Raw genomic sequence first — 25039 nt, forward strand, 5'->3', positions numbered from 1 at the left:
TTCAAATCGCCTCTAGTTCGCTCAAAAAGTCACGAAGATCATCAAAGTCTTCCGCGCTGCCGGCACGGAAGGTAGCGGCTGCCTGTACATAGGCGCGCAGCGTTTCGGTCTGGAACACTTCCAGCAGCGGCACTTCCAGGCCCAGCTCGGCCTGGACCCGTGAGGTAATCTGGATCGCCAGCAGGGAATGGCCGCCCACTTCAAAGAAGTTGTCGTTCAGGCCCACTTGCGGCAGGCGCAGCACCTCGGCCCAGATCGCGGCGATCTGCTGCTCAAGCTCAGTTTCGGGGGCCACATAGGCTTGTTGCAGCAGGCTTGCGTCCGGTTGCGGCAAGCCTTTGCGGTCGAGTTTGCCGTTGGGCGTCAGCGGCATCTGCGCCAGGAACATGAAGTGCGTCGGCACCATGTAGTCCGGCAGGCGGGCTTTCAGGGCGCGGCGCAGGCTGTCGCGGAACTCCGCCTGGTCGGCCAGGTTGGCATCCGCCGGCACCACGTAGGCCACCAGTTGCTTGCCGGTCGGACCTTCCTGGGCGACCACCACGGTTTCACCGACGTTGTCCTGCTCACGCAGACGCGCTTCGATCTCGCCCAATTCGATACGGAAACCACGGATCTTCACCTGATGGTCGACACGCCCGAGGTAATCCACCACCCCGTCCGGACGACCACGGGTCAGGTCGCCGCTGCGATACACGCGGCTACCTGGCTTGCCAAACGGGTCCGGCACAAAGCGTTCCGCCGTCAGTGCCGGACGCTCCAGGTACCCACGGGCCACGCCTTCGCCGCCCAGGTACAACTCGCCGGCCACGCCGACAGGTTGAAGATTGAGTTGCGAGTCGAGTACGTAGCCGCTGCGGTTGCCCAGCAAGGTGCCGATTGGAGCATAAACCGCGCCGCACGGATCGCCTCGGCGGGCTTTCCACAGCAACGGCGTGACCACGGTTTCAGTCGGGCCGTAGCCGTTGAACAGGTAGGTCGGTTTGAGCGCGCGCCAAGCCAGGTCATAACTGGCCTGGGCGACCGCGTCACCGCCAAAGCAGTACACACGCACCTTCGGTGGGTTGCCGTCACGCTCAGCATGCTCGGCCAGCTGTTGCAGGTAAACCGGCGGGAACACCGCCATGGTCACGTTATGGCGATGCATTTGCTGGTAGGTGTATTCCGGCAGCCACAGGCTGTCGTCACGGATCAACACGCTGGCGCCGTTGATCAACGGGTGCATCCAGCCTTCGTGGGAGCCGTCGAAGGCGAACGACATGAAGTGCAGTTCGCAGTCAGACGGGCTGGTTTCATAACGCTCGCCGGTCGCGATGATGTGCGCCACCAACGGGCCGTGGGACACCGCCACGCCCTTGGGCAGGCCGGTGGAGCCGGAGGTGTAGATCACGTAGGCGAGGTTGTCGCCGTCCAGTTTCACGTCCGGTGCGGTGTCGCGGTAATCAGCCCAGTCTTCGCTGCGATCAATCGTCAGAGTGTCCAAGCCCTCGGGAATCGGCAATTGCTGCAACGCGCGGCTATGGGTCAGCAACAATTGCGCACGGCTGTCTTGCATCATGTAGAGCAGGCGGTCACGCGGGTATTCGATGTCCAGCGGCACATACACGCCACCGGCTTTCATCACCGCCAGGAACGCCACCATGATTTCAGCACTGCGCGGCATGGCAATCGCTACGCGCACTTCCGGGCCGACGCCACGGGCGATCAGCGCATGGGCCAGGCGGTTGGCCTGGCGGTCCAGCTCGCCGTAGGTGAGTGTCTGCGCATCGAACTTCACCGCCACGGCCTGCGGGGTTTCACCGGCACGATCAGCCACCCGCTCGTGCACCAGACGCTCGGCCGAGAAGCCGGCGTCGGTCTGGTTCCACAGTTGCAGGATGTGCTGTTGCTCATCCGGGCCCAGCAGGTTCAATTGGCTGATGGGTTGCTGTTGATCGACAACCATCGCCTGCAACAGGTTCTGCCAGTGGCCAGCCATGCGCTCGATAGTCGCCGGGGAGAACAGGTCGGTGGCGTAACTCAGCGAGGCACGCAGCGTCGCCTGGCTTTCTTCCACGTCCAGTGCCAGGTCGAACTGCGCCACGCCTTCATCCCAGCTCAGCACCTCGACGTCCAGCTCGACAAGGCGTTGCAAATGACGATCGGCCGAAGTCACGCGATGGTTGAACAGCACTTGGAACAGCGGGCTGAGGCTCATGCTGCGTTCGGGTTGCAAGGCTTCGACCAGTTGCTCGAACGGCAGGTCCTGATGGGCCTGGGCTTCGAGGGAACGCTGGCGGGCCTGTTGCAGCAGTTGCACCACGCTCATCTGCCCGTGGATATCGGCCTTGAGCACCTGGGTGTTAACGAAAAAGCCGATCAGCCCTTCGGTTTCCAGGCGATTGCGGTTGGCAATCGGCACGCCGACACGCACGTCTTCCTGGCCGCTGTAGCGGTGCAGCAACGCCTGGTAGGACGCCAACAGCACCATCGGCAACGTCACGCCGACGCTCTGCGCCAAGCGACGCAGACCGGCCAGGAGCTGCGGCTGCAGTTCAATACCCAGACGCGCACCACGGTGACTTTGAACCGCTGGGCGCAGGTAATCGAAAGGCAACTCCAGTACCGGCTGCACGCCGCCCAACTGGGCCTGCCAGTAGGCCAATTGGCGGGCCTTTTCACCGGCCTCCATCCAGTTGCGCTGCCACAGGGCGTAGTCGGCGTATTGAATCGGCAAGGCCGGCAAATCGGGCATCTGCCCCTGGCTGAAGGCAGCGTAAAGCTGCACCAGCTCCTCGACCATCAATTGCATCGACCAGCCATCGGAGACGATGTGGTGCTGCACCAGCACCAGCACATGATCCTCTGTGGCCAGGCGCAGCAGCTTGGCACGCAGGAGCGGCCCGCGCAGCAGGTCGAACGGTTGCGCAACGACCTCTGCGACCTGAGCCTTGAGGCTGGCTTCAGCAGCTTCAGCCTGGTCGATTTCAATCAGGCCCGAGTCTTCAATCACCTGCACCGTACCGACGGAGTCCTGGCGCAAATGGGTACGCAGGCTTTCATGGCGTGCCAGCAAGGTGTCGAAACTGCGTTGCAGTGCGGACAAGTCCAACGGGCCTTTCAAACGCAATGCGCTGGGGATGTGATACGCCGTGCTGTGCGGGTCCAGTTGCCAGAGGAACCATTGGCGTTCCTGGGCATAGGACAGCGGCAATGGTTGGTTGCGATCGGCCTTGAGCAACGCTGGCGCCGTCACGCCCGCCTCACCCAGGGCCCGCACGAAATCACCCAGCAACGGGTGTTCAAAGAGGGTCTTGAGCGGCACTTCCAACGCGAGAGCCTGGCGAACCCGCGACACGATGCGCGTGGCCAGCAGTGAATGCCCGCCGAGTTCGAAGAAGTGGTCGTCGAGACCGACCTTCGGCAGGTCCAGCACTTCGGCCCAAATGGCCGCGACCTGTTGCTCACGTGGCGTCACTGGCGCGACATGGCCCTTGCTCAGCAGCGCTGCGTCCACTGCCGGCAATGCCTTGCGGTCCAGCTTCCCGTTGGGGGTCAGCGGCAGGCTGTCGAGGAACATCAGGTGCGCCGGCACCATGTAGTCCGGCAGGCGTTCGCGCAGGGCGGCCTTGTAGACCTCTGGCGCATCAGGCGCAGGGCTGACCAGATAAGCGATCAGGCGGTCGTTGTCGGCCAGGACCACGGCCTCGCGCACGCCGGCATGCTCGCGCAGGCAGGCTTCGATTTCGCCGAGTTCAATGCGGAACCCACGCACCTTGACCTGATGGTCGACCCGGCCGATGTACTCCACCACACCGTCGACACGGTAGCGGGCCAGATCGCCAGTGCGATACAAACGCTCACCGGGTGCACCATACGGGTTGGGCACAAAGCGCTCAGCCGTCAGTGCGGGGCGCTCATGGTAACCCCGCGCCAGGCCAACGCCGCCGATCAGTAGCTCACCCGCCGCGCCTACCGGGCTGGGTGTCAACCCGGCGTTGAGGATAAACAATGCGGTATTGGCGATAGGCCGCCCGACCGAAGGTTGCGCCTCATGCAGGCGATGGGCGGCCGACCAGATGGTGGTTTCCGTCGGTCCATACAGGTTCCACAAAGTCCCTTGCAGGTCGAGCAGACGCTGGGCGAGGTCCGTCGGCAAGGCTTCGCCGCCGCACAGGCTCTTGATCCCGTGCAGCAGTGGGGCACGCGGGCTCTCCAGCAGCATGCGCCAGGTCGACGGCGTGGCTTGCAGTACGTTGGCGCACTGGCTGCGCACCAGGTCGATGATCGCTTCCGGGTCGAGGGCCAGTGACTGGTCACTCAACAACACGGTGGCGCCCACCGCGAGCGGTACAAAGAGCTCCAGGGCGAAGATATCGAACGAGAACGTCGTCAGCGACAACATCCGCGCGTCCGTACCGATGTCCAGCGTGCTGGCCATCCCACAGGTAAAGCTGCACAACGCCTGGTGGCGCACCATCACCCCCTTGGGCTTGCCCGTGGAGCCGGAGGTGTAGATCACGTAGGCCAAGTGTTCCGGTGTGACATTGACGTGCGGGTTGTGCTCGGCAGCGTTGGCATCATCGACCATCAGCACCTGCAGCCCCTGCGGCTGTACCAGACGACCCTCAAGATGTGACTGGGTCAGCAACACGCGAGCGCGGCTGTCTTCAAGCATGTAAGCCAGGCGCTCCGCCGGGAACTGCGGGTCGAGCGGTACATAGGCGCCGCCTGCCTTGAGGGTCGCCAGCAAGCCGACCACCATCTCCACGGAGCGCTCGACATGCACCGCCACCAGCACGTCCGGCCCCACACCGGCCGCGATCAGGCGATGGGCCAGGCGATTGGCGCGACGGTTGAGTTCGCCGTAGCTGAGGGCTTGGCCATTGAATTGCAGTGCCAGCGCGTCCGGTTGTGCCAGGGCTTGAGCCTCGAACAGTTGCTGGACGCAGCGCTCGCGGGGATAGTCGACAGCCGTGTCGTTCCAGGTCTCGACCATCTGTTGCCAGTGCGACGCGCTGAGCATCGCCAGTTCGTCCACAGCTTGTGATGCATCGCGCACCACGGCGCGCAGCAGGTTTTGCCAGTGCTCGGCCAAGCGCTCGACGGTCGCGGCGTCGAACAGGTCGGTGGCATAGGTCAGGGACGCCCACAGACCGTCGGCGGACTCTTCGGTCTCCAGGTTCAGGTCGAACTGTGTGCTGTGCCCGGCCCAATCCACCGGCTGCAAGTCCAGGCCAGGCAAGCGCACCGACGCGGCGCGCGGGTTGTCCTGGTGGTTGAACATCACTTGGAACAGCGGGTTGTGGCTGAGACTGCGCTCCGGTTGCAGGGCTTCCACCAGTTGTTCAAACGGCAGGTCCTGGTGAGACTGAGCTTGCAGGGCGTGCTGCTTGACCTGGGCGAGCAATTGCTCGAATGCCATCTGCCCGTGCACATCGGCCTGCAACACTTGGGTGTTGACGAAAAAGCCGACCAGGCGCTCGGTTTCCAGGCGATTACGGTTGGCGATCGGCACGCCGACGCGAATCTGCGACTGGCCACTGTAGCGATGCAGCAGGGTCTGGAACGACGCCAGCAGCACCACGAACAGGGTCACGTCCTGACGCTGGGCCAGGGCCTTGAGTTCAGCCACCAACCCGCTGTCCAGATGGACTTGCCGGCGCGCGCCGCGATGGCTTTGCACCGCAGGGCGCGGATGATCCAGGGGCAACTCCAGCACCGGATGCTCGGTGCCCAGGCGTGTGCACCAGTAATCGAGTTGGCGCTGTTTTTCACCGGCCGCCATCCACTCGCGTTGCCACAGGGCATAGTCGGCATATTGAATCGGCAGCGCAGCCAACGGGGTGTGGCCCTGATAGAGCGCCACCAGTTCGTCGACCATCACGTGCATCGACCAACCGTCGGAGATGATGTGGTGCTGGGTGATCACCAGCACATGGTGCTCAGGCTCGACTTCCAGCAATTTGACGCGCATCAGCGGGCCAGTCACCAGGTCGAACGGGCGCTGGATTTCCTGCGCCACGGCGTGCTCGATGGCCGAGGCCTCCACGCGCTGCTGTTCGATCGGTACAGCCAGGCTTGGATGAATGACTTGCCAGGTGTGCTCGCCCTCTTCCACAAAGGTGGTGCGCAACGGCTCATGACGTTTCACCAGGGCCTGGAACGCCTGCTCCAACGCCGCGACATCCAGCTTGCCGCGCAGGTGCAGCGCACTCGGCACATGGTAGGCAGCGCTGGACGGGTCCAATTGCCAGAGGAACCATTGGCGTTCCTGGGCAAATGACAGTACCAGCGGCTGGTCACGTGTCACCGCCACAAGTGGCAGTGCCGTGGTGGCCTGCAACCCTGCGCAAGCGGCTGCGAACGCTTCGAGCGTCGGCTGTTCGAACAGCGTGCGCAAAGGCACTTCCAGCTTGAGGTCATGGCGCACCCGCGAGACCACTTGGGTGGCCAGCAGCGAATGGCCGCCACGCTCGAAGAAGTGGTCATTGAGGCCCACCTGCTCCACCTGCAACACGGTTTGCCAGATGGCGGCCAGTTGCATTTGCAGGGCATTTTGCGGGGCAGCATAGGCCTGGCGCGCTTGATTCAGGTCTGGCGCCGGCAGCGCGCGACGGTCGAGCTTGCCGTTGTTGTTCAATGGCAGCGCATCGAGGATGACCCAATGCCCCGGCACCATGTAGTCCGGCAGGGACTGGCGCAAGGTGGCGGCCAATGCGGGCATGTCCAGGGGCTGCCCATTGACGGGCACCACGTACGCCACCAATTGCGTGCCCGTCGCACTCGACTGCGCGATGACGGCGGCTTCGCGCAACTGCGGCATGGCTTGCAGGCTGGCTTCGATCTCGCCCATTTCCACGCGGAAACCACGGATCTTCACTTGATGATCGATGCGGCCGACGTACTCAAGCGCACCCGCCGCGTTGTAACGGGCCAGATCGCCGCTGCGGTAGAGACGCGAACCCGGCACGGCGGAAAACGGGTCCGGCAGGAAGCGTTCAGCGGTCAGCGCCGGACGATCGAAATAGCGCTGGGCCAGGCCGTGTTCGGCGCCGATGCACAATTCGCCAACGCCCTCTGTTGCCAACAGGTCGAAACCGCTGTCCAGCACATACAAGGAGCGCCCCTGGATCGCCCGGCCAATCGGCACGCCGAACGCATCGCTGGCATCCGCCACCTGGCAGTCGTGCACGCTGGACACCACGGTCGCCTCGGTAGGCCCGTAGGTATTGACCAGGCGCACGTCGCCCAGGCCAGCGGCGTACCAGGCGCGCAGCCCTTCCACCGACATTGCCTCGCCGCCCACATGCACCTGGCGCAGGTTGCCCAGGCTGCGTGAGTCGACAGCACATTCCTTGGCGAGCAAGTACCAGTAAGCGGCTGGCAAATCCGCCAGGGTCACGCCTTGTTCGACGATTTCCCGAGCCAACTGCCCGGCGTCCCACAGTTCGTCGCCGCGCATGATCAACGCAGCGCCGACACACAGGGGTGGGTAGCATTGCTCGACGAAGCCGTCGAAGCTGAAGGTCGCGAATTGCAACACGCGGTCCGCAGCACTCAAGCGGCTATAGGCCTCGGCGCTGTCGCAGAATTGACCGAGGGCGGCATGATCGATCGCCACACCCTTGGGCTGGCCAGTAGAGCCGGAGGTGTAGATCACATACGCGAGGTCAGCGGCGTTTGTGTGATTGAGTGGATTGGTCGACGGGTAGTCTGCCAACTCTGTACCGGAGGCGGTGAAGTCCACACGCTCCAGCCCTTGAGGCAGCGGCAGGTCGGCGAGCAACCCGATTTCGCTGAGCAGCAGATCGAGGCGGCTGTCCGACAGCATGTAAGTCAGGCGATCCAGCGGGTAGCTCGGGTCGAGCGGCACATAGGCGGCGCCGCTCTTGAGCACGGCGAGCAAGCTGACAATCAATTGCGGACCCCGTCGAGCCGCCAGACCGACGCGTTGGCCAGGCCCAATGCCCAGCGCCAACAGGCGATGGGCCAGACGGTTTGCAGAATCATTGAGCTGCGCATAGCTCAAGCGTGCATCGCCAGCTTGTACCGCCAGCGCCTCCGGCGTGGCGACGGCCTGGGCGGCGATACGTTCGTGTACGCGCAGGTCATTTTGTGCAGCACCTGCCGACTGGCTGAGGGCGAGCACGTCGCGCTGGGCAACGGTATCGAGCAGACGCAGATTGCCAAGCGGTGCCTGGGCATCGGCGAGCATCTGAACCAGCAGATGTTGCAGGTTGCCACTCAGCCGAGCGACCTGCTGCGCGCCGAAACGCGCTTGGTCATAGCCAAACTCCAGGCGCAGGCTGGCGCCCAGCTCGATCCCCAGGGTGAGCGGATAGTGGGTCTGTTCATGGTTGTGCAGGCGGCCGAACGCCAGGCCGGCGGGCGCGCCTTGTTTCAAGGCTTCGGCCACCGGGAAGTTTTCGAATACCAGCAAGGTGTCGAACAGCGCACTGCCCTGCTGCCCCGCCCAACCCTGGATGTCATACAGAGGCACATGTTCGTGGTCGCGCAGGCTCAGGTTGAGCGCTTGCAGTTCGCTCAACCAGCCGGCAACCGACTGCGCGGGCGAGGCTGCGCTGACAATGGGCAGCGTGTTGATGAACAGGCCCAGTTGTTGCTCGATCCCCGGCAATGGCGCCGAGCGGCCTGCGACAGTGGCGCCAAAGGCCACGCAGTCTTGCCCGGTATAGCGTTGCAGCAACAGGCTCCAAGCGCCTTGCAGCACGGTGTTGAGGGTGATTTTCTGGCGGCGGGCAAACTCACCGAGGGCCTGCGTGAAATCGCCCTCCAGCAGCACTTGATGATCGGCCATTCCCTTGCCGTCGGTCGGCACACGCAGCGCCTGCGCCAGTAAGGTCGGCGTTTGCAACGGTGCCAGGCTGGCCTTCCAGAACGCTTCGCCTGAGGCTTGCTGCTGCAACCACCCCAGGTAATCACGGAACTGCCCCAGCGGCGTCGGCACCTGTTGCCCGGCATAGTGAGCGATGACTTCGCCGAGCAACTGGGCGTTACTCCAGCCGTCCATGAGGATGTGGTGGCTGGTGAAAATCAGATGCCAGGCAGTGCCGGAACCTCGCACCAGCATCAGGCGAAACAGCGGCGCCGCATTCAGCGCAAAGCCTTTCGCCCGTTCGGCAGCGGCGAGCGCATCAAAATCGGCTTCGATGTCTTCGATCACTTGCAACTGCACATCCACCTGGCGCTGGATCACTTGGTGGGCGCTTTCCAGACCAAGCCAGTGGAAGCTGCTGCGCAGGATGTCATGGCGGTCCAGCGCGGCCTGCCAGGCACGGCCGAATGCCAGCAAGTCCAAACCGTCGATATCCAGGCGCAACTGGTTGATGTAAGCCTCGGCCTCGGGCTCGTACAGCGTATGGAACAACATACCCTGCTGCATCGGCGACAGCGGGTAGACATCGGCAATCGCCGGCCCGGCGATGGGCAAGGCGTCCAACTGCTGCTGGGTCAGGCGTGCCAACGGAAAATCAGAAGGGGTGACTTGCCCTGCCGGCGTGTCGCAGCAATGCTCGATCAAGGCTTTGAGTTCGGCCACGTAGTCATCCGCCATGCGCTGGACCGTCGCGGCATCGAACATCTCACGGCTGAAACCCCACTGCAGGGCCAGTTCACCGCCATACACCTGCCCTTCCACCGTCAGCCAGTTAGCCAGCGGCGCGTCAGGATCCTGGGCCTGCCCACTGCCTTGGGTAGCCGGAACGAACAGCGCCGACTCGTTGAACTGGCGGTCGAACTGGCCCAGGTAGTTGAAGGTGATGCGTGGCGTAGCCAGGTTCGACAGGGCTTCGCGGGTATCCGGCGTACCCAGATAGCGCAGCAGGCCGTAGCCGATGCCCTTGTGCGGTACGGCGCGCAGTTGCTCTTTTACCGATTTGATTGCAGCCGACAGCTCGCCATCGGCTTGCAGGCGTACTGGGAACAGACTGGTGAACCAGCCGACAGTGCGGCTCAGGTCAACCGTGTCGAACACGTCTTCGCGACCATGGCCTTCCAGTTGGATCAGCGCGGCGGGCTGTTCGCTCCAGCGGCTGATGACGCGCGCCAGGGCAGTCAGCAGCAGGTCGTTGACCTGGGTGCGGTAGGCCGCTGGCGCGTCCTGCAGCAGTTGACGGGTATGTTCGGCACTCAGGCGAATATCGACTTTGCTGCCCAAGCGGTTTTGCAGGCCACCGTGGGGGTTATCGCACGGCAGATCGACGTTCGTGGTCTGGGCCTGCCAGTACGGCAGTTGCTCGTCCAGCGTCAACGCATGGGCCTGCAATTGCTGCGCCCACAGTTGATAGGCGCTGGTCTTGGCCGGCAATGCGGTATTGCGGTAAGCCTGTTGCAGGTCTTCGAGCAGGATGCGCCACGATACGCCGTCTACCGCCAGGTGATGCACCACCAGCAGCAAGCGCTGGGAGCCGTCGGCCATCGCCACCAGGGCAGCACGCAACAACGGGCCCAGCTCAAGATCAAGACTGCGCTGGGCTTCGTCGCAGAGTGCGGCCAACTCAGCATCGTCAGCCACTTGGGTTTGCCACACCTCAGCCGTGGTCACAGGCTCGGCATGGGTTTGCTGCCACCCGTCAGCCTGTTGCACAAACCGCAGGCGCAGGGCGTCGTGGTGGTTGATCAGTTGGGTCAACGCCGCTTCAAGCCGTGCAGGCTCCAGGGTTTCCCGTGGCGTCAGCAGCAGCGACTGGTTCCAATGCTGACGCGCTGGAATCGCCTGCTCGAAAAAGCTCTGTTGCACGGGCGTGAGAATGACTTCGCCGGTGACTGGCCCTTGGTCGATGATAGTCGCCTGCTCGCGGGTCGCGACCAGCGCCAGACTACGCACGCTCTGGTACTGGAACAGGTCTCGCGGGCTGAGGCGAATCCCCGCCTGGCGTGCACGGCTGACCACCTGGATGGAGATGATCGAATCGCCGCCCAGCTCGAAAAAGTTGTCTTCCAAGCCGATCTGCTCCACACCCAGCACATCGCACCAGATCGCTGCCAAGGTTTTCTGCAGGTCGTTTTCCGGTGCGACATAAGCCTGTTGTGGCGCAGCATCCGGCACCGGCAAGGCCTTGCGATCAAGCTTACCGTTGGCAGTCACCGGCAGCTTGGCCAGGTGCACCCTATGAGTGGGTACCATGTACTCCGGCAGGCTGCTCAGCAGCCAGGCCTTGAGATCGACCGGCGCCTGGTCTTCCAGCACCAGGTAGGCCACCAACTGCTTGCCGCCCTGCACCAGCACCACCGCCTCGCGCACCGAAGGGTGTTGCATCAGGCGCGTCTCGATTTCACCCAGCTCGATACGCAAGCCACGCAGCTTGACCTGATGGTCGAGGCGGCCGAGGTATTCGATGACGCCGTCGCCCCGTTGGCACACGCGGTCGCCGGTACGGTACAAGCGCGCACCGTCACCGAAGGGGCTGGGTACAAAACGTTCTGCGGTGAGCGCCGGACGCCGATGGTAACTACGGGCCAGACCAATACCGCCCAGGTACAGCTCGCCGCTGACGCCAGCGGGAACCGGGTTGAGCTGGGCATCGAGCACGTAGGTGCCGAGGTTAGCGATGGGGCGGCCGATGGGCACGCTGTCGGCGCCTTCGTCGACGCAGGTCCAATGGGTGACGTCGATGGCGGCTTCGGTTGGGCCGTACAGGTTGAACAGACCGGCTTGGGGCAACTTGGCAAACACTTGCAATTGCGCATCCAGCGGCAAGGCTTCGCCACTGCAGACGATGCGGCGCAGGCTCGTGCAAGCCTGCACGCCCGACTCATGGATAAACGCCTGGAGCATCGACGGCACAAAGTGCAACGTGGTGATGCCGTGCTGCCCAATCGTCTCGATCAGGCGTGCCGGTTCGCGATGCTCGCCGGGCGCTGCTACCACCAGGTGTGCGCCGGTCATCAGCGGCCAGAAGAACTCCCACACCGACACATCGAAGCTGAACGGGGTTTTCTGCAGGACCGCATCGCTGGCGTCCAGGCCATAGGCTTGCTGCATCCAGCACAGGCGGTTGACCAGCGCACGATGGCTGTTGCCGGCGCCCTTGGGCTTGCCGGTGGAGCCGGAGGTGTAGATCACGTAGGCCAGGTTCAGCGCGTGAAGCGTAACGTTTACCGGTTCGGTGCTGTAACCATCAAGCCAGCCGGCAGACTGGTCCAGGGCAATCACTTGAATGCCTTCGACAGGCAACAACGGCAACAGACTGTGCTGACTGAGCAGTAACTGAATACCGCTGTCCTCGATCATGTAGGCCAGGCGTTCCTGGGGATACTCAGGATCCAAAGGGACGTAGGCGCCACCTGCCTTGAGGATAGCCAGCAGGCCGACCACCATTTCAATCGAGCGCTCAACGCAGATTCCGACCAGAGCGTCCGGACCTACGCCCTTCTCGCGCAAGGCATGGGCCAGTTGGTTGGCGCGGGCATCAAGCTGGGCATAGGTCAGCGTTGTGGCACCGAACACCAGCGCTGGCGCGTCGGGCGTGGCCTGTACCTGGTCTTCGATCAGGTGATGGATGCCGCGCTCGATCGGGTACGCCTCGGCGGTCTGGTTCCAGCTGTGGACCAGCACTTGCTGCTCATCCGCATCCAGCATCGGCAACTCACCGATGCGCTGCGCACCGTCGGCCACCATGGCCTGCAACAGACGGATCCAATGCCCAGCCATGCGCTCGATGGACGCCGCGTCGAACAGGTCATTGGCGTAGGTCAACGCGGCGTGCAGGGTGCCGGATTTTTCATAGGTGTCGAGGGTCAGGTCGAACTGAGTGGTGCGGCCTTGCCACTCCACCAGCGCCAGCTCCAGGCCGGAGGCCGTGCTGACGCTCGCAATGTCGGCCACCACCGGCTGGTGGTTGTACATGACCTGGAACAACGGCGTATGGCTGAGGCTGCGCTCGACCTTGAGGGCCTCCACCAGGCGCTCGAACGGCAATTCCTGATGGGCCTGGGCGCCCAGTGCGTGTTCCTTGATGCTTTGCAATAACTCGGTGACAAGGGTTTGCCCGGTCAGCTCGGTGCGTAGCACTTGGGTATTGACGAAAAAGCCGATCAGCCCTTCGACTTCAGTACGGTTGCGGTTGGCGATTGGCACGCCGACGCGGATATCGCCCTGCCCGGTGTAGCGATGCAGCAGTACGTTGAACGCGCCGAGCAACAGCATGAACAGGGTAACGTTGTGCTTTTGCGCGCAGCTGCGCAGTTGTGCGGCCAGCGCGGGTTCGATCGCGAAGTTATGGCGCGTACCCTGATAGCTCGGCATGGCCGGGCGTGGGCGATCCGTGGGCAGTTCCAGCACCGGGTGCTCATCGCCCAGGCGCGCTTGCCAGTACTCCAATTGTCGAGCCTGCTCACCCGCTTCCAACCAGCGACGTTGCCACAGGGCGTAGTCGCTGTACTGGATCGGCAAGGCCGGCAGTTGCGGCGTTTCATTGCGCTCATGGGCGTCGTAGCAGCGGATGAACTCCTCGATCAGCACGTTCATCGACCAACCGTCGGAGACGATGTGATGCAGGGTCAGCAGCAACACGTGCTCCTGCGTGTCGAGCGTGAGCAATTGCACGCGCAATAGCGGGCCGTTCTCCAGATCGAACGGCAGCAGCGATTGACGGATCGCGGCGTCGTTGACGGCTTGTTCGCGCTCAGCAGGAGCCATGTGGCTCAGGTCGAGTTGTTCGACGACCAATGATTTTGCTGTCGCGACCTGCAATAGGCGCTCATCGGCCTGTTGCTGGAACACGGTGCGCAGGGTTTCGTGGCGCGCGACCAGGCTCGCAAATGCTTGCTCCATCGCTTCCAGGTTCAACGTGCCTTTGAGGCGTACAGCGCCAGGCAGGTTGTAGGCGCCACTGGCCGGGTCCAATTGCCAGAGAAACCACATGCGCTGCTGCGCGTAGGACAGCGCCTGGCGATCCTGCGCCTCCACCCCTGCCGGAATCGGAAACCGGGAAAAATCGACCCCTTCTTTCTGCAAGGCCTGCAGGAACAATTGGCGTTTTTCCAGGGGCAACCCGATAAACCGGCGAGCAAGTTTCAAGGAGTCTTCAGCATTCATTTCTTGGAGTCCGGAGCAATAGGCGGGAAGCACAAAGGCACGTCGTCCCTATAAAACGAACCGGACAGGGAAAAATTAGCGGGGAGTCGATGGCGTGGAGCGAGGTGTCATCAAGGGTTACATCAATCTCAGCAGAGACACCCGAACCCGAGCTAGCATTGACGAACACCACTTTTTGCAACTACATTTAGTTACACGCAGGGAACGCCGTGTCCAAAAATGAAAAGCTGCTTGCCAACCTGCTCAATGAGCACATGGCATTTACCTGGCCTGAGCTCGTAACGCTGCTGCGACGACTGGGCTACACACAGATTGAAGGGGCTGGAAGCCGGGTCAAATTCGACATCGGCGACCCCAGTGCAATGATCACCTTGCACAAGCCTCACCCTGGCAACGAACTGAAACACTACATTCGGCGCCAGATCATCGAACAGTTGAAATCAGGAGAACTGATTCAGTGAACAACCAACTGAAACACAAGGGCTACATCGGCTCCATCGAAGCCAGCGTCGAAGACAACTGCCTGTTCGGCAAGATTCTGTTCATCAAGGCGCTGGTGAGCTATGAAGGGAAAACCGTCGCTGAACTGGACGCTGCATTTCGTGAGGCGGTGGATGACTACCTCACCACTTGCCAGACCCTCGGGCAGACCCCGGAGAAGCCCTGCAAGGGTTCCTTCAATGTCCGGGTCGGCCATGACTTGCACTTGGCGGCAGCCCTGGCGGCAACCCGCAAAAAAGTGACCCTCAATGACCTGACACGCCAAGCCTTGAATGAGTTTTTACAGCATCATGGCAATGATGCATGCCCTGCGGTTAGCTGATTAACCCAACCGCCGATAACCCAACACTGCCGCCCCCAGCACCACCGCCCCCGCCGCCAACGCCACGTAGAACCCGCTGGTGGCGCCTAAGTGGTCAATCATCCAGCCGGAACTGGCAGCGCCAATGGCCACGCCGATGCTGAGGCCGGTGATCAGCCAGGTCATGCCTTCGGTCAGGCGGCTGGCCGGTACGATCCGCTCCACGAGGGCCATGGATACGATGAGCGTTGGAGCGAAGAACAACCCAGAGATAAAGATCGCCACCGCGAGCCCAGGAATATTGGTCACCAGCAGCAATGGCAAGGTGGTCAACGCCGTCGCCACGCCACAGAACAGGAACTGCCGGGGCAGCGGAGCCTTGAGTTTGAGCGTACCGAACGCCAGCCCTGCCAGGCATGAGCCAATGGCGTACACCGACAGCACGATACTCGCCGCCGCTGGCTGGCCCTGATGCTGGGCAAATGCGACGCTGACCACATCCACCACGCCGACAATCACGCCCATGGCCAGCAGCAGGATCATCAGGATCAGCACCGAAGGTGACGCAATCAGCCAGCGGCCGTGGTGGCCCTGGTGCGCATGCACAGGTGGTTCGGTCTCACGCTGCAACACAAAGGTGGTAACACCCACCGCCAGCAACAACCCTGCAACCAAAGGCCCCGCCTCCGGAAACAGCACCACGCTCAACCCCACAGAAATCGGTGGCCCGATGATGAAGCACACTTCGTCCAGTACCGACTCCAGGGCAAACGCGGTCTGCAGCTTGGGTTGGCCCCGATACAGCTCGGTCCAGCGCGCCCGCACCATGGCCGACATATTGGGCATGCAACCCGCCAACGCGGCGAACAGGAACAGCAGCCAGTTCGGTGCTTGCAGACGGGTACACAGCAGCAACATCAACAACGCCCCGCCGCCGATCAATGCGGCAATCGGCAGCACTCGGCCCTGACTGTATTGGTCCACCAGCCGCGACACCTGCGGCGCACAAAACGCCGTGGCCAAGGCGAACACCGCTGCGACCGAGCCCGCCAGGCCATAGCCGCCATGCACCTGCGAGAGCATGGTGATCAAACCGATCCCCGTCATCGATACCGGCATGCGTGCCAACAGGCCCGCCAGCACAAAAGCCCGGGCACCAGGGACCTGGAACAACTCGGCGTAAGGGTTTGCCATGACTCAGAAACCTTCTGTCCTAAAGTGCGCGACCTTTTATCACACCAACCGCTTGATCTGCTTGTGCCGCCACACCAACCGGTAATACGCGGTCTGCAATACCAGCATTGCCAGGTAGGTCACCGGGAACGCCATCCACACGCCTTCCAGGCCAAAATGCGCGTTGAACAGGTAAGCCATCGGCAGCTCCACGCACAGCACGCAGAAAATCGAAATCACCACCGGCATCAGCACCACACCGCTGGCACGCATGATCCCGCCCACCACCGCCTGGAAGCCAAACACCAGGATGCTCCACAGCATGATGTGCAGCAGGTGCTCAGCGTTGACCCGTGCCGCATCGTCGGTAATGAACAGCCCGAGCAACCAGTGGGACAACACATAACCCAATACAATCAGGCCACCGGTGAGACACAGGTTGATCAATAACCCCGTGCGCAGAATCGGCCCGATACGCTCCAACCGTCCGGCGCCAATCGCCTGGGCACCCAGGATCGAGGCGGTGATGGCAATCGACAGTGCCGGGAACTGCACGTAGTTGACGATCTGTGTCACCGCGCCATACGCCGCCGTGGCCTGGGAGCCGTGGCCGTTCACCAGGGCAAGGATGACCAATTCCGACAGCGACAGCACCACCATCTGTAGGCCGGTGGGCAAGCCGATGCGCAAGACTTTTCCGAGAATCACGCGGTCCAGGCGCAAGGCCGCAAGCAACTCACGATCGGGCGCCATCACATGATTCTTGTGGCGCAGGCGCAAGATCAAAAACAGCATGGCCAGGGCGTTACCCACCAGCCCGGCATACACCGCGCTCTGGATGCCCATGGGCGGCAGGCCGATCCAGCCGCCAATCAGGGCCGGGGTCAGCAACAGGCCGACCAGGGTCGACACCATCAACGCCAGCAACGGCGAGATCGTGTCGCTGACGCCACGCAGCAGCTGGGTGTAGAGGATGAACACCAGCAATAACGGCATGATCAACATCATCTTCTGCGCATAGCCGACCGCATCGTCCAGCACATCAACCGGCGTGCCTAATGCCTGCAACGCCGGACGTGCAAACAGACTGCCCAGCACCGCTGCGATCACACCCACCAGCGCGCCCAGCGTCAAGGTTGCTCCGGTAATCACCTTGACCATCCCCGTTTCCTGCGCCCCCCAGGCCTGGCCGATCAACACCGAGGCGCCCGCCCCCAGGCCGATCACCAAGGCAATGAAGAAAAACACGATGGGGAACATGCCCGACACCGCCGCCAACGCTTGGGTCCCGAGCATTTGCCCGACATAGATACCGTTGAGGGTGCCGGAAAAACTTTGCAGGAAATTGGACAGCACCATCGGTGCCAGAAAGATCAGGTAGATCTGCCACAACGGCCGTTGTTGAGTGACGTCCATGAAGGTAGGGATCCAGGAAGGGTGATCAGACAGGGAACGCGTTGCGAGACAACCAGGCCAGGTACGTTTGCACGTCCAGCGGCCAGTGTGCGATCTTGCGGGAGAAGTCCACCGCATCAAAGGCAAACAACGCCCGTGAAGCCTCTTCGAAACCGGGCAGGTCACCGCCGATAGCGCTCATGAAGCGATACCCGGCTTCCTTTGCCTGGCGTATCTGATCACGGGAAGCATGGGCCGCGCGAGCCTCATCCACCAGCCGGCGCAACGCCGCCGATGCGCCGCCGCGTTGCTGGCTCAGCCATTCCCAATGGCGCGGCAATAACGTGACCTCCCGAGCGACCACTCCCAGTTTAGGGCGCCCGACCGAGGGCGTGACGGGAGGCTCGTCCGTGACTTCGGCCTGGACCGGTTGTTCAGGCGCATAGCCTGCGGGCCAGGGGAAGTCGACTTGGAGCCCGGTGGCGTCATCGAATACCAGAAAGCTGCCCGCTGGATGATCAAGACTGGCGAGCGCATCGGCGACATCAGCGTAGGAACCCGCCGCCACACGCTGGTGGCCAACAAAGGCCGTACACTTAGGAAGGTTTTGCGTAGGCATAGTTATTACCCGGATATTAATCATTTTACCCGGATCATATTAGCCGAAGTTTTATGACATGCAAGGCGATATTGTGGTGAAACTTCCAACTGCCTGCCGCTGAGCGGCAAAAATACATCGGATGACGTGTCAATCCAGGTTTTATTCCATCAATTCGCTCGATGGCAGGGTCAGCAATTTCTGATTGGACGCGTGACAGGCGGGTCGATAGATTCCCCAGCGAAGATAGCTATTAGCCATCATCTCTCAATTCCCTGAATATCGAGCTTTCCATGAAAAAACCTGTCTCGTTGGCGATGCGTATCGGACTGGGCTTTGCGTCCACCCTGTCATTGCTGGTGCTGATCACCGCCGTCGGTATCCAGCGCGTGGGTTTTATCGACAGCACTCTCAAGGAAGTGGCCGAAAAAGCTGCTGTGGTGCAGCGCTATGCGATCAATTTCCGTGGCAGCGTGCACAACCGCGCCATCGCCATCCGCGATGCCGTATTGGTCAAGGATGAACCGTCGCTCAACCGCCACCTGGCCGAGATCGACCAGCTCAAGCGCGATTACCAGGACTCTGCGGTGATGATGGATCGCCTGTTCGCCAACACCGCCGCCAGCGCCGAAGAGTCCCGTCTTTTGGCTGATATCAAGGCCATCGAGACCCAGGCCCTGGCCTCCACCGAACGGGTGATCAGCCTGCGTCGCGGCAATGACATCACCGGCGCCCAGGACTTGCTGCTGGCCCAGTCGTCGGCTCACTACACCGAATGGCTCAAACGCGTGAATGCCCTGATCGACTTCGAAGAAGCCCAGATCAAGCAACGCCTGGACACGGTGCAAGCCGCCGCCAGTAACTTTGCCGTGCTGATGCTGCTGGCCAGCGCCGTCGCGATCCTCTTGAGCGTGCTGGTGTCCCTGTTGATCATCCGCAAGGTCAAGGCCACTCTTGGCGCCGAGCCGGAGGAAGTCGCCGAGGCGATCCGTCGCCTGGCCAATGGCGACTTGAACCAGCCTATCGAAACCCGCTACCCCGACAGCGTGATGGGTATTCTGAAAAACGCCCTGGCGCGCCTGGGCGACACCATCACCGAAGTACGTTCGGCGGCCCAAGCCCTGCGTCACGCCTCGGTCACCCTGTTGTCCGTAGCCAGCGACAACCGTCAGCAGATCACCCTGCAAACCAGCGAAGCCCAGCACGTAGCGGCTGCGATCACGCAAATGGCGGCCTCGGTCAGCGAGGTCTCGGGCTACGCATCCGCTGCGTCCAAGGCGACTATTTTGGCGGACGCAGAAGTCGACAGCGGCCACCGCCTGGTCGGCGAAGTGACCGTGGCTATCGAGGAGCTCGCAACCATCCTCGACCAGGCCACCAGCCGGGTCAACCAAGTGTCCAGCGACAGTGAAAGCATCGAAACCGTGATCGAAGTGATCAACGCGATCGCTGCCCAAACCAACCTGCTGGCACTCAACGCGGCCATCGAAGCGGCGCGGGCCGGTGAACATGGCCGTGGTTTTGCGGTAGTGGCCGATGAAGTGCGCTCGTTGGCGACACGCACCCAGGAATCGACCCAGGAGATCCGCGACATGATCGGCAAGCTGCAAAGCGGCACCCAGGACGCCGCCGATATCATGCAACGCAGCCGCAGCCTGGCCCAGGTCACCGTGGCGCAGACCCGCGACTCACAGGTGGCCCTGGGCAAGATCAGCCAGGAAGTGGGAGCGATCAATGCGATGAACGCGCAGATCGCCAGTGCTTCAGTGCAGCAAAGCGCGGCAGCGGAAGAAGTTGCGCAGAATGTCACACGCATCCACAGCTCCACCGTGCAGTCGGCGGCGGGCTCCGAGCAGGTGGAGCATTCCAATCACGAACTGGCGGAGCTGGCGGATCGCTTGAGTACCAAGGTGGCGTTTTTCAACGTGGCCTAGCGTTTGTCGCGCTTCATCTGCATGGTCAAGGTAAAACGGTCTGCGGGGTAGACCGTTTCCGATACCGCGATCACCCCGCCAGCCTCGTCGCGATACTGGCGGATGATATTGAGCCCCAACGCGCCACCCTGCGCCTTGAGGCTGGCGGCCAACTCAGCTGACAGCTGCACCGGCCGCACCTGTTGGTCCACCACATCGATATGCCGCGAGAACGCCTTGCCGATCAACGCGGCGATCAGTTCATCCGGGTGCTTGCGCGCTTCGGGAATTACCTCGGCATAGGTCTGCTCGGCGTACACGTCGGTCCAGCACAGCGGCGCGTTGCCGGCGCTGGCATCGACCTTGATACTCGACACGCAGAAGTAATGCCCGCCCGGTTCCAGCCCCAGGCGCCGCGCCAGCGCGATATCAGCGACGAACTCGCGCACGTCCTGGATATCGCGGATATGGGTTTCGGCCACCTGCACCAGGTCGGCCACCGACGCCATCGCCTGGGAATACCCGCCCTGAGGTGAGGCGGCTTCGACCCGCGTGCCCACGCGCTTGCGCCGCGAGACCATGCCCTGCCCCTGCAACTGATCGATGGCCGCGCGCACGGTGTGCCGGCTCACCGCGTACAGCGAGCAGAGTTCGAATTCGGTCGGCAACAACGACCCCACCGGGTAATGGCCGCTGCCAATCTGATCGATCAAGTCCTTGGCAACCGCCGCATAACGCCTCTGGCTCACGCTTTCCATTTTTACCCTCGTTGTCGAGTTGACAGTGTATCAGCACAGGCGTAATCATAATGTACGGACATATTAAATATGTATGGTTTAAAAATAACAATTAGGATTTTCCCATGTCGAGTACCGTTTTTGATTCCGCCCTGTTCCGCGACATGTTCGGCACCGCCGAAATGCGCGGTGTGTTTTCCGATAAAGCCCTGATCGAACGCTACATCGAAGTGGAAGTCGCCCTGGCCCGCGCCGAAGCCCGTTGCGGCGTGATCTCAAGCGAGGCCGCCGAGCAGATCGCCACGCTGTCGAAATACGAGGCCCTGGACCTGGCGCTGATGCAACACGAGACCGAGATCGTCGGTTACCCGATCCTGCCGTTGGTGGAGCAACTGTCGAAGATCTGCGGTGAAGCCGGCCGCTATGTGCACTGGGGCGCCACCACCCAAGACATCATGGACACCGCTGTGGTCCTGCAGGTCCGCGCTGCGCTGGCCATCGTCGAGCGTGATATCCAGGCCGTACGCGGCTTGCTCGCCGGCCTGGCCGAGCGTTATCGCGACACACCGATGGCGGGCCGCACCCACTTGCAACACGCGCTGCCGATCACCTTCGGCTACAAGTGCGCGGTGTGGTTGAGCATGTTCGATCGCCACGCCGAGCGCCTGGTGGAGCTGCGTCCACGCGTCGAAATCGGCCAGTTCGCCGGGGCCGCCGGCACCCTCGCCTCCCTCGGCGACAAGGGCCTGGAAGTACAGGAAGCCCTGATGGCCGAACTGGGCCTGGGCGTGCCGCAAGCCACCTGGCACGTGGCCCGCGATGGCCTGGCCGAAACCCTGAACTTCCTCGGCCTGGTCACCGGCTCCCTGGGCAAGATCGCCCTCGACATCATGATGATGATGACCAGCGAACTGGGCGAAGTGTACGAACCTTTCGTAAAAGGCCGTGGCGCCAGCAGCACCATGCCGCAGAAGCGCAACCCGATTTCCTGCGAGCTGATGTACGCCGCCGCCAAGGGCGTGCGCCAACACGCCGGGCTGATGCTCGATGCGATGATCCAGGACTTCGAACGCTCCACCGGCCCGTGGCAGGCGGAGTGGATCGCCATCCCCGAAGCCTTCGCCCTCAGCGCCGCGTCCCTCGGCCAGGCGACCTTCATGCTCGCCGGCCTGGAAGTGCGCCCCGAACGCATGCGCAAGAACCTCGACATGACCCAGGGCCTGATCGTCGCCGAAGCCGTGATGATGGGCCTCGCCCCGGCCCTCGGCCGCCAGGTCGCCCACGATGTGGTCTACGCCGCGTGCCGCATGGCCAATGACCAGGGCACCAGCCTGCTCGACGCCCTGCTCGCCCAGGGCGAAGCCACCGCGCAACTGGACCTGGCCGAACTGCAACGCCTGACCGACCCGGCCAACTACCTGGGACTCGCGCCACAGATGGTCGATATCGCGCTGGCGCGCCCAGGCTCAGTCAAACGCTGATCTTTCGGGCACATCGGGTTTTTGTAGTGAGCGGGCTTGCCCCGCGCGAGGCAAGCTCGCTCACCACAAAAGCCAGGCTCCAGACACATCGCTCAAACACAGCCAATAACAACAATGAGATCACAGACATGTCATCCACCCCCGCAAAAAAACCGCTCTACAAGGACCTGACTTTCCAGGTCGTCGCCGCCATGTTCCTCGGGATCGCCTTCGGTTTTCTCGCCCCGGAGCTGGCCGCCAGTTTCAAGATCCTCGGCGATATCTTCCTCAAGCTGATCAAGACCGCCGTCGCGCCGCTGGTGTTTTTCACCGTGGTCCACGGCATCGCTTCGGCCGGTGATATCAAGCGCGTCGGCAAAGTCGGCCTGCGTGCGTTGATCTACTTTGAGGTGGTGTCCACCATCGCCCTGGCCATCGGCCTGCTGTGGGGCAACCTGTTGCAGATCGGCTCCGGCATGCATGACGCGCACCCGAGCAGTGCCGCCGCTGCCGCCGCCAGTGCTGCGGTTGCCAAAGGCCATGCGCCCGCGTCGACCATGGACTTCATCTACGGCATCTTCCCGGACAATTTCGTCGGTGCCTTCGCCGGTGGCCAGCTGTTACAGGTGCTGGTGATCTCGGTGTTGTTCGGTTTCGCCCTGCTGGCCTTGAAGCCTGAGCGTCGTGAGGTCATCGAAGACGGCCTGAACCGCATCTCCGAATGCTTCTTCGAGTTCATCAACCTGATCATGAAGTTCGCACCCCTGGGGGCCTTCGGTTCGGTGGCGTATGCCGTGGGCAGCAATGGCACCGCGGTGCTGATGTCCCTGGCCAACCTGGTGTTGATGTTCTACGTCGGCATTGCGTTCTTTATCTTCGTGGTGCTGGGCGCGGTGTGCCGGTTGAGCGGCTTCAGCCTGTGGCGCTTCCTCACCTACATCAAGGATGAAATCTTCATCGTGCTCGGCACCGCGTCGTCGGAAAGCGCCCTGCCGCGCCTGCTGCAAAAGCTCGAAAAATTCGGCTGCTCCAAGCAGAGCGTCGGCCTGGTCTTGCCCACCGGCTACGCGTTCAACCTCGACGGTACATCGATCTACATGTCGCTGTGCGTGCTGTTTATCGCTAACGCCTACGGCGTGCCGCTGAGCTGGGAGCAACAGCTGGGCATCATCGCGATCATGTTGGTGACCTCCAAGGGCGCGGCGGCGGTGTCGGGTGGCAGTTTCGTGGTGTTTGCCGCGACCGTCACTGCTATCGGCGTGCTGCCGGCAGAAGGGCTGGCGCTGCTGTTTGGCGTGTACCGTTTCATGTCCATGGCGATTGCCACCTGCAACACCATCGGCAACAGCGTGGCGACGGTGGTGGTGTCCAAGTGGTCTGGCGAGTTCTCCCAGCAGACCGCCCAGGATGAATATCAACGCGTGCTCGGCCGTGCTGCCGGCGCGGCGCTTTAACGGAGCCTGGTGATGACTGCTCTGCGAATCGAACATGACGCGTTCGGCCCGGTGTCGATCCCGGCCGACCGTTACTGGGGCGCACAGACCCAACGGGCACTGGAGGTGTTCGGCAGCAAACAGCCGTTCCCCGCCAGCCTGATCCGCGCCTTTGGCCAACAAAAACGCGCGTGTGCCCGCGCCAATGCACGGCTCGGCACGCTGGCGCAGAGCCTGGCACACGCGATCGAACTGGCGGCGCAGGCCTTGGCCAACGGCGACCTTGACCTGCACTTCCCGCTGTCGATCTGGCAGACCGGTTCCGGCACCCAGACCAACATGAACGCCAACGAAGTCATCGCCAACCACGCCAACCTCGCGCTTGGTGGTGACCTGGGCAGCAAGTCGCCGGTGCATCCCAATGACCATGTGAACCGCTCGCAGTCGTCCAACGACAGTTTCCCAACGGTGATGCACCTGACCACCGTGCTGGAACTGCGCGGTCGCCTGCTGCCTGCTTTGGGCCATCTGCGTGATGGACTCAATGCGAAGGCGCAGGCCTGGCAGGACGTGCTGAAAATCGGCCGCACCCACCTGATGGATGCGGTGCCGATGAGCCAGGGCCAGGCCTTTGGTGCGTTTGCCCAGCAGATCCAGCATGGCATCGCGCGACTCGAAGCCTGCCTGCCGCGCCTGCGCCTGCTGCCCCAGGGCGGCACGGCGGTGGGCACCGGGTTGAACACACCGGTCGGTTTTGACCTGGCGTTCTGCGAGGAAATCAGCCGACTCACTGGCGAACCCTTCGAAACCAACCCCTGCAAATTCGAAGGCATGGGCACCCACGATGCCTTGGTCGAAGCCTCCGGGGCGCTGAATGTACTGGCTGTATCCTTGACCAAGATCGCCAATGACATCCGCCTGCTCGGTTCGGGTCCGCGTTGCGGCCTGGGTGAATTGATCGTGCCGGACGATGGCCTCACCTCCTCGATCATGCCCGGCAAACGCAACCCGACCATCGCGGAAGTGCTGGTGCAGGCGGCGATGCAGGTGATGGGCAACCACACCACCATTACCTTGGCGGGCGCTTCCAGCACCTTCGAATTGAACGTGGCCAAGCCGGTGCTGATCCACAACCTGCTGCACTCAATCGAGGTCCTCACCGACTGCGTCAGCCTGTTCACCCACAAGCTGCTGAGCGGCCTGGAGGTGAACCGTCCGCAGCTGGCGCGCAATGTGGAGCATTCATTGCTGATGGCGACGGTGCTGAACCCGCTGCTGGGTTACGACCGCGTGGCGCAGATCACCCGCAAGGCGGCGGATGAAGGCTTGTCACCCAAGGAGGCGGCGGTGAAGTTGGGGCTGATCACCGCCGCAGAGTATGAGCAAAGGGTGCGACCTGAGAGCATGATCAGCCCCGGCTGATCACTGAACGTTACGCTCCTGGAAGTTCAACCCGACAATCAACGATAGAGCCGTTGCGGGTGCCGTCT

11 protein-coding genes and 1 pseudogene are annotated in these 25039 nt (G+C 62.5%); 7 read left to right on the plus strand and 5 right to left on the minus strand.

The annotated features are described in order from the left end of the window. Position 1: 1 nt before the first annotated feature. The gene (locus ACP7BX_RS25500) at positions 2-14038 is read right to left on the minus strand and encodes a non-ribosomal peptide synthase/polyketide synthase (protein ID WP_426127912.1); all 14037 of its coding nucleotides are present in this window, start codon (positions 14036-14038) and stop codon (positions 2-4) included. A gap of 209 nt (positions 14039-14247) precedes the next feature. Between ACP7BX_RS25500 and ACP7BX_RS25505 the strand changes: the two genes are divergently transcribed. Both ACP7BX_RS25505 and ACP7BX_RS25510 read left to right on the plus strand, forming a co-directional pair. Further along, positions 14248-14499: a type II toxin-antitoxin system HicA family toxin gene (locus ACP7BX_RS25505; RefSeq protein ID WP_426127910.1), complete on the plus strand. Its 252-nt coding sequence runs from the start codon at positions 14248-14250 to the stop codon at positions 14497-14499. After that, entirely contained in the window at positions 14496-14861 is a 366-nt protein-coding gene (locus ACP7BX_RS25510) for a type II toxin-antitoxin system HicB family antitoxin (protein ID WP_314532425.1), read from the plus strand. Before ACP7BX_RS25505 ends, ACP7BX_RS25510 begins: the two co-directional genes overlap by 4 nt. Here the strand turns inward: ACP7BX_RS25510 and ACP7BX_RS25515 are convergent, their stop codons facing one another. From ACP7BX_RS25515 to ACP7BX_RS25525, 3 genes are read right to left on the minus strand one after another with little or no spacing between them, the layout of a single operon-like run. Further along, positions 14862-16034 carry an MFS transporter gene (locus tag ACP7BX_RS25515; protein ID WP_426127908.1) on the minus strand — a complete coding sequence of 391 codons (1173 nt, stop codon included), beginning with the start codon at positions 16032-16034 and terminating at the stop codon, positions 14862-14864. A gap of 39 nt (positions 16035-16073) precedes the next feature. Continuing rightward, complete coding sequence (locus tag ACP7BX_RS25520) at positions 16074-17429, minus strand: MATE family efflux transporter (RefSeq protein ID WP_426127906.1); 1356 nt, start codon at positions 17427-17429, stop codon at positions 16074-16076. 25 nt (positions 17430-17454) lie between these two features. After that, positions 17455-18027, minus strand: a complete 573-nt coding sequence (locus ACP7BX_RS25525; RefSeq protein ID WP_426127904.1) for a DUF2239 family protein — start codon at positions 18025-18027, stop codon at positions 17455-17457. Between the two features lie 296 nt (positions 18028-18323). Between ACP7BX_RS25525 and ACP7BX_RS25530 the strand changes: the two are divergent. Next, a pseudogene (locus tag ACP7BX_RS25530) lies at positions 18324-18815 on the plus strand (MCP four helix bundle domain-containing protein); the annotation flags it as partial. Between the two features lie 417 nt (positions 18816-19232). Then, positions 19233-19940 (plus strand): methyl-accepting chemotaxis protein, encoded by a 708-nt coding sequence (locus ACP7BX_RS25535; protein WP_426160903.1) that lies wholly within the window; start codon positions 19233-19235, stop codon positions 19938-19940. Here ACP7BX_RS25535 and ACP7BX_RS25540 read toward each other — a convergent pair. Further along, on the minus strand, positions 19937-20668 hold the full coding sequence (locus tag ACP7BX_RS25540; protein ID WP_177076877.1) for a GntR family transcriptional regulator: 732 nt from the start codon (positions 20666-20668) through the stop codon (positions 19937-19939). The genes ACP7BX_RS25535 and ACP7BX_RS25540 overlap by 4 nt on opposite strands. 113 nt (positions 20669-20781) lie before the next feature. On the opposite strand from ACP7BX_RS25540, the gene ACP7BX_RS25545 reads away from it, so the two are divergent. The 3 genes from ACP7BX_RS25545 (at position 20782) to ACP7BX_RS25555 (ending at position 24971) form a co-directional block, all read left to right on the plus strand. Next, entirely contained in the window at positions 20782-22137 is a 1356-nt protein-coding gene (locus ACP7BX_RS25545; protein ID WP_426127902.1) for a class-II fumarase/aspartase family protein, read from the plus strand. Between the two features lie 128 nt (positions 22138-22265). Beyond that, positions 22266-23570, plus strand: coding sequence for a cation:dicarboxylate symporter family transporter (locus tag ACP7BX_RS25550; protein ID WP_033897419.1), 1305 nt, complete (start codon positions 22266-22268; stop codon positions 23568-23570). A gap of 12 nt (positions 23571-23582) precedes the next feature. After that, complete coding sequence (locus ACP7BX_RS25555; protein ID WP_426127900.1) at positions 23583-24971, plus strand: class II fumarate hydratase; 1389 nt, start codon at positions 23583-23585, stop codon at positions 24969-24971. Positions 24972-25039: the final 68 nt, after the last annotated feature.

This window comes from Pseudomonas sp. DWP3-1-3b3, assembly GCF_049896305.1.
In the GTDB taxonomy this organism is placed as follows: Bacteria; Pseudomonadota; Gammaproteobacteria; order Pseudomonadales; family Pseudomonadaceae; genus Aquipseudomonas; species Aquipseudomonas azotoformans_A.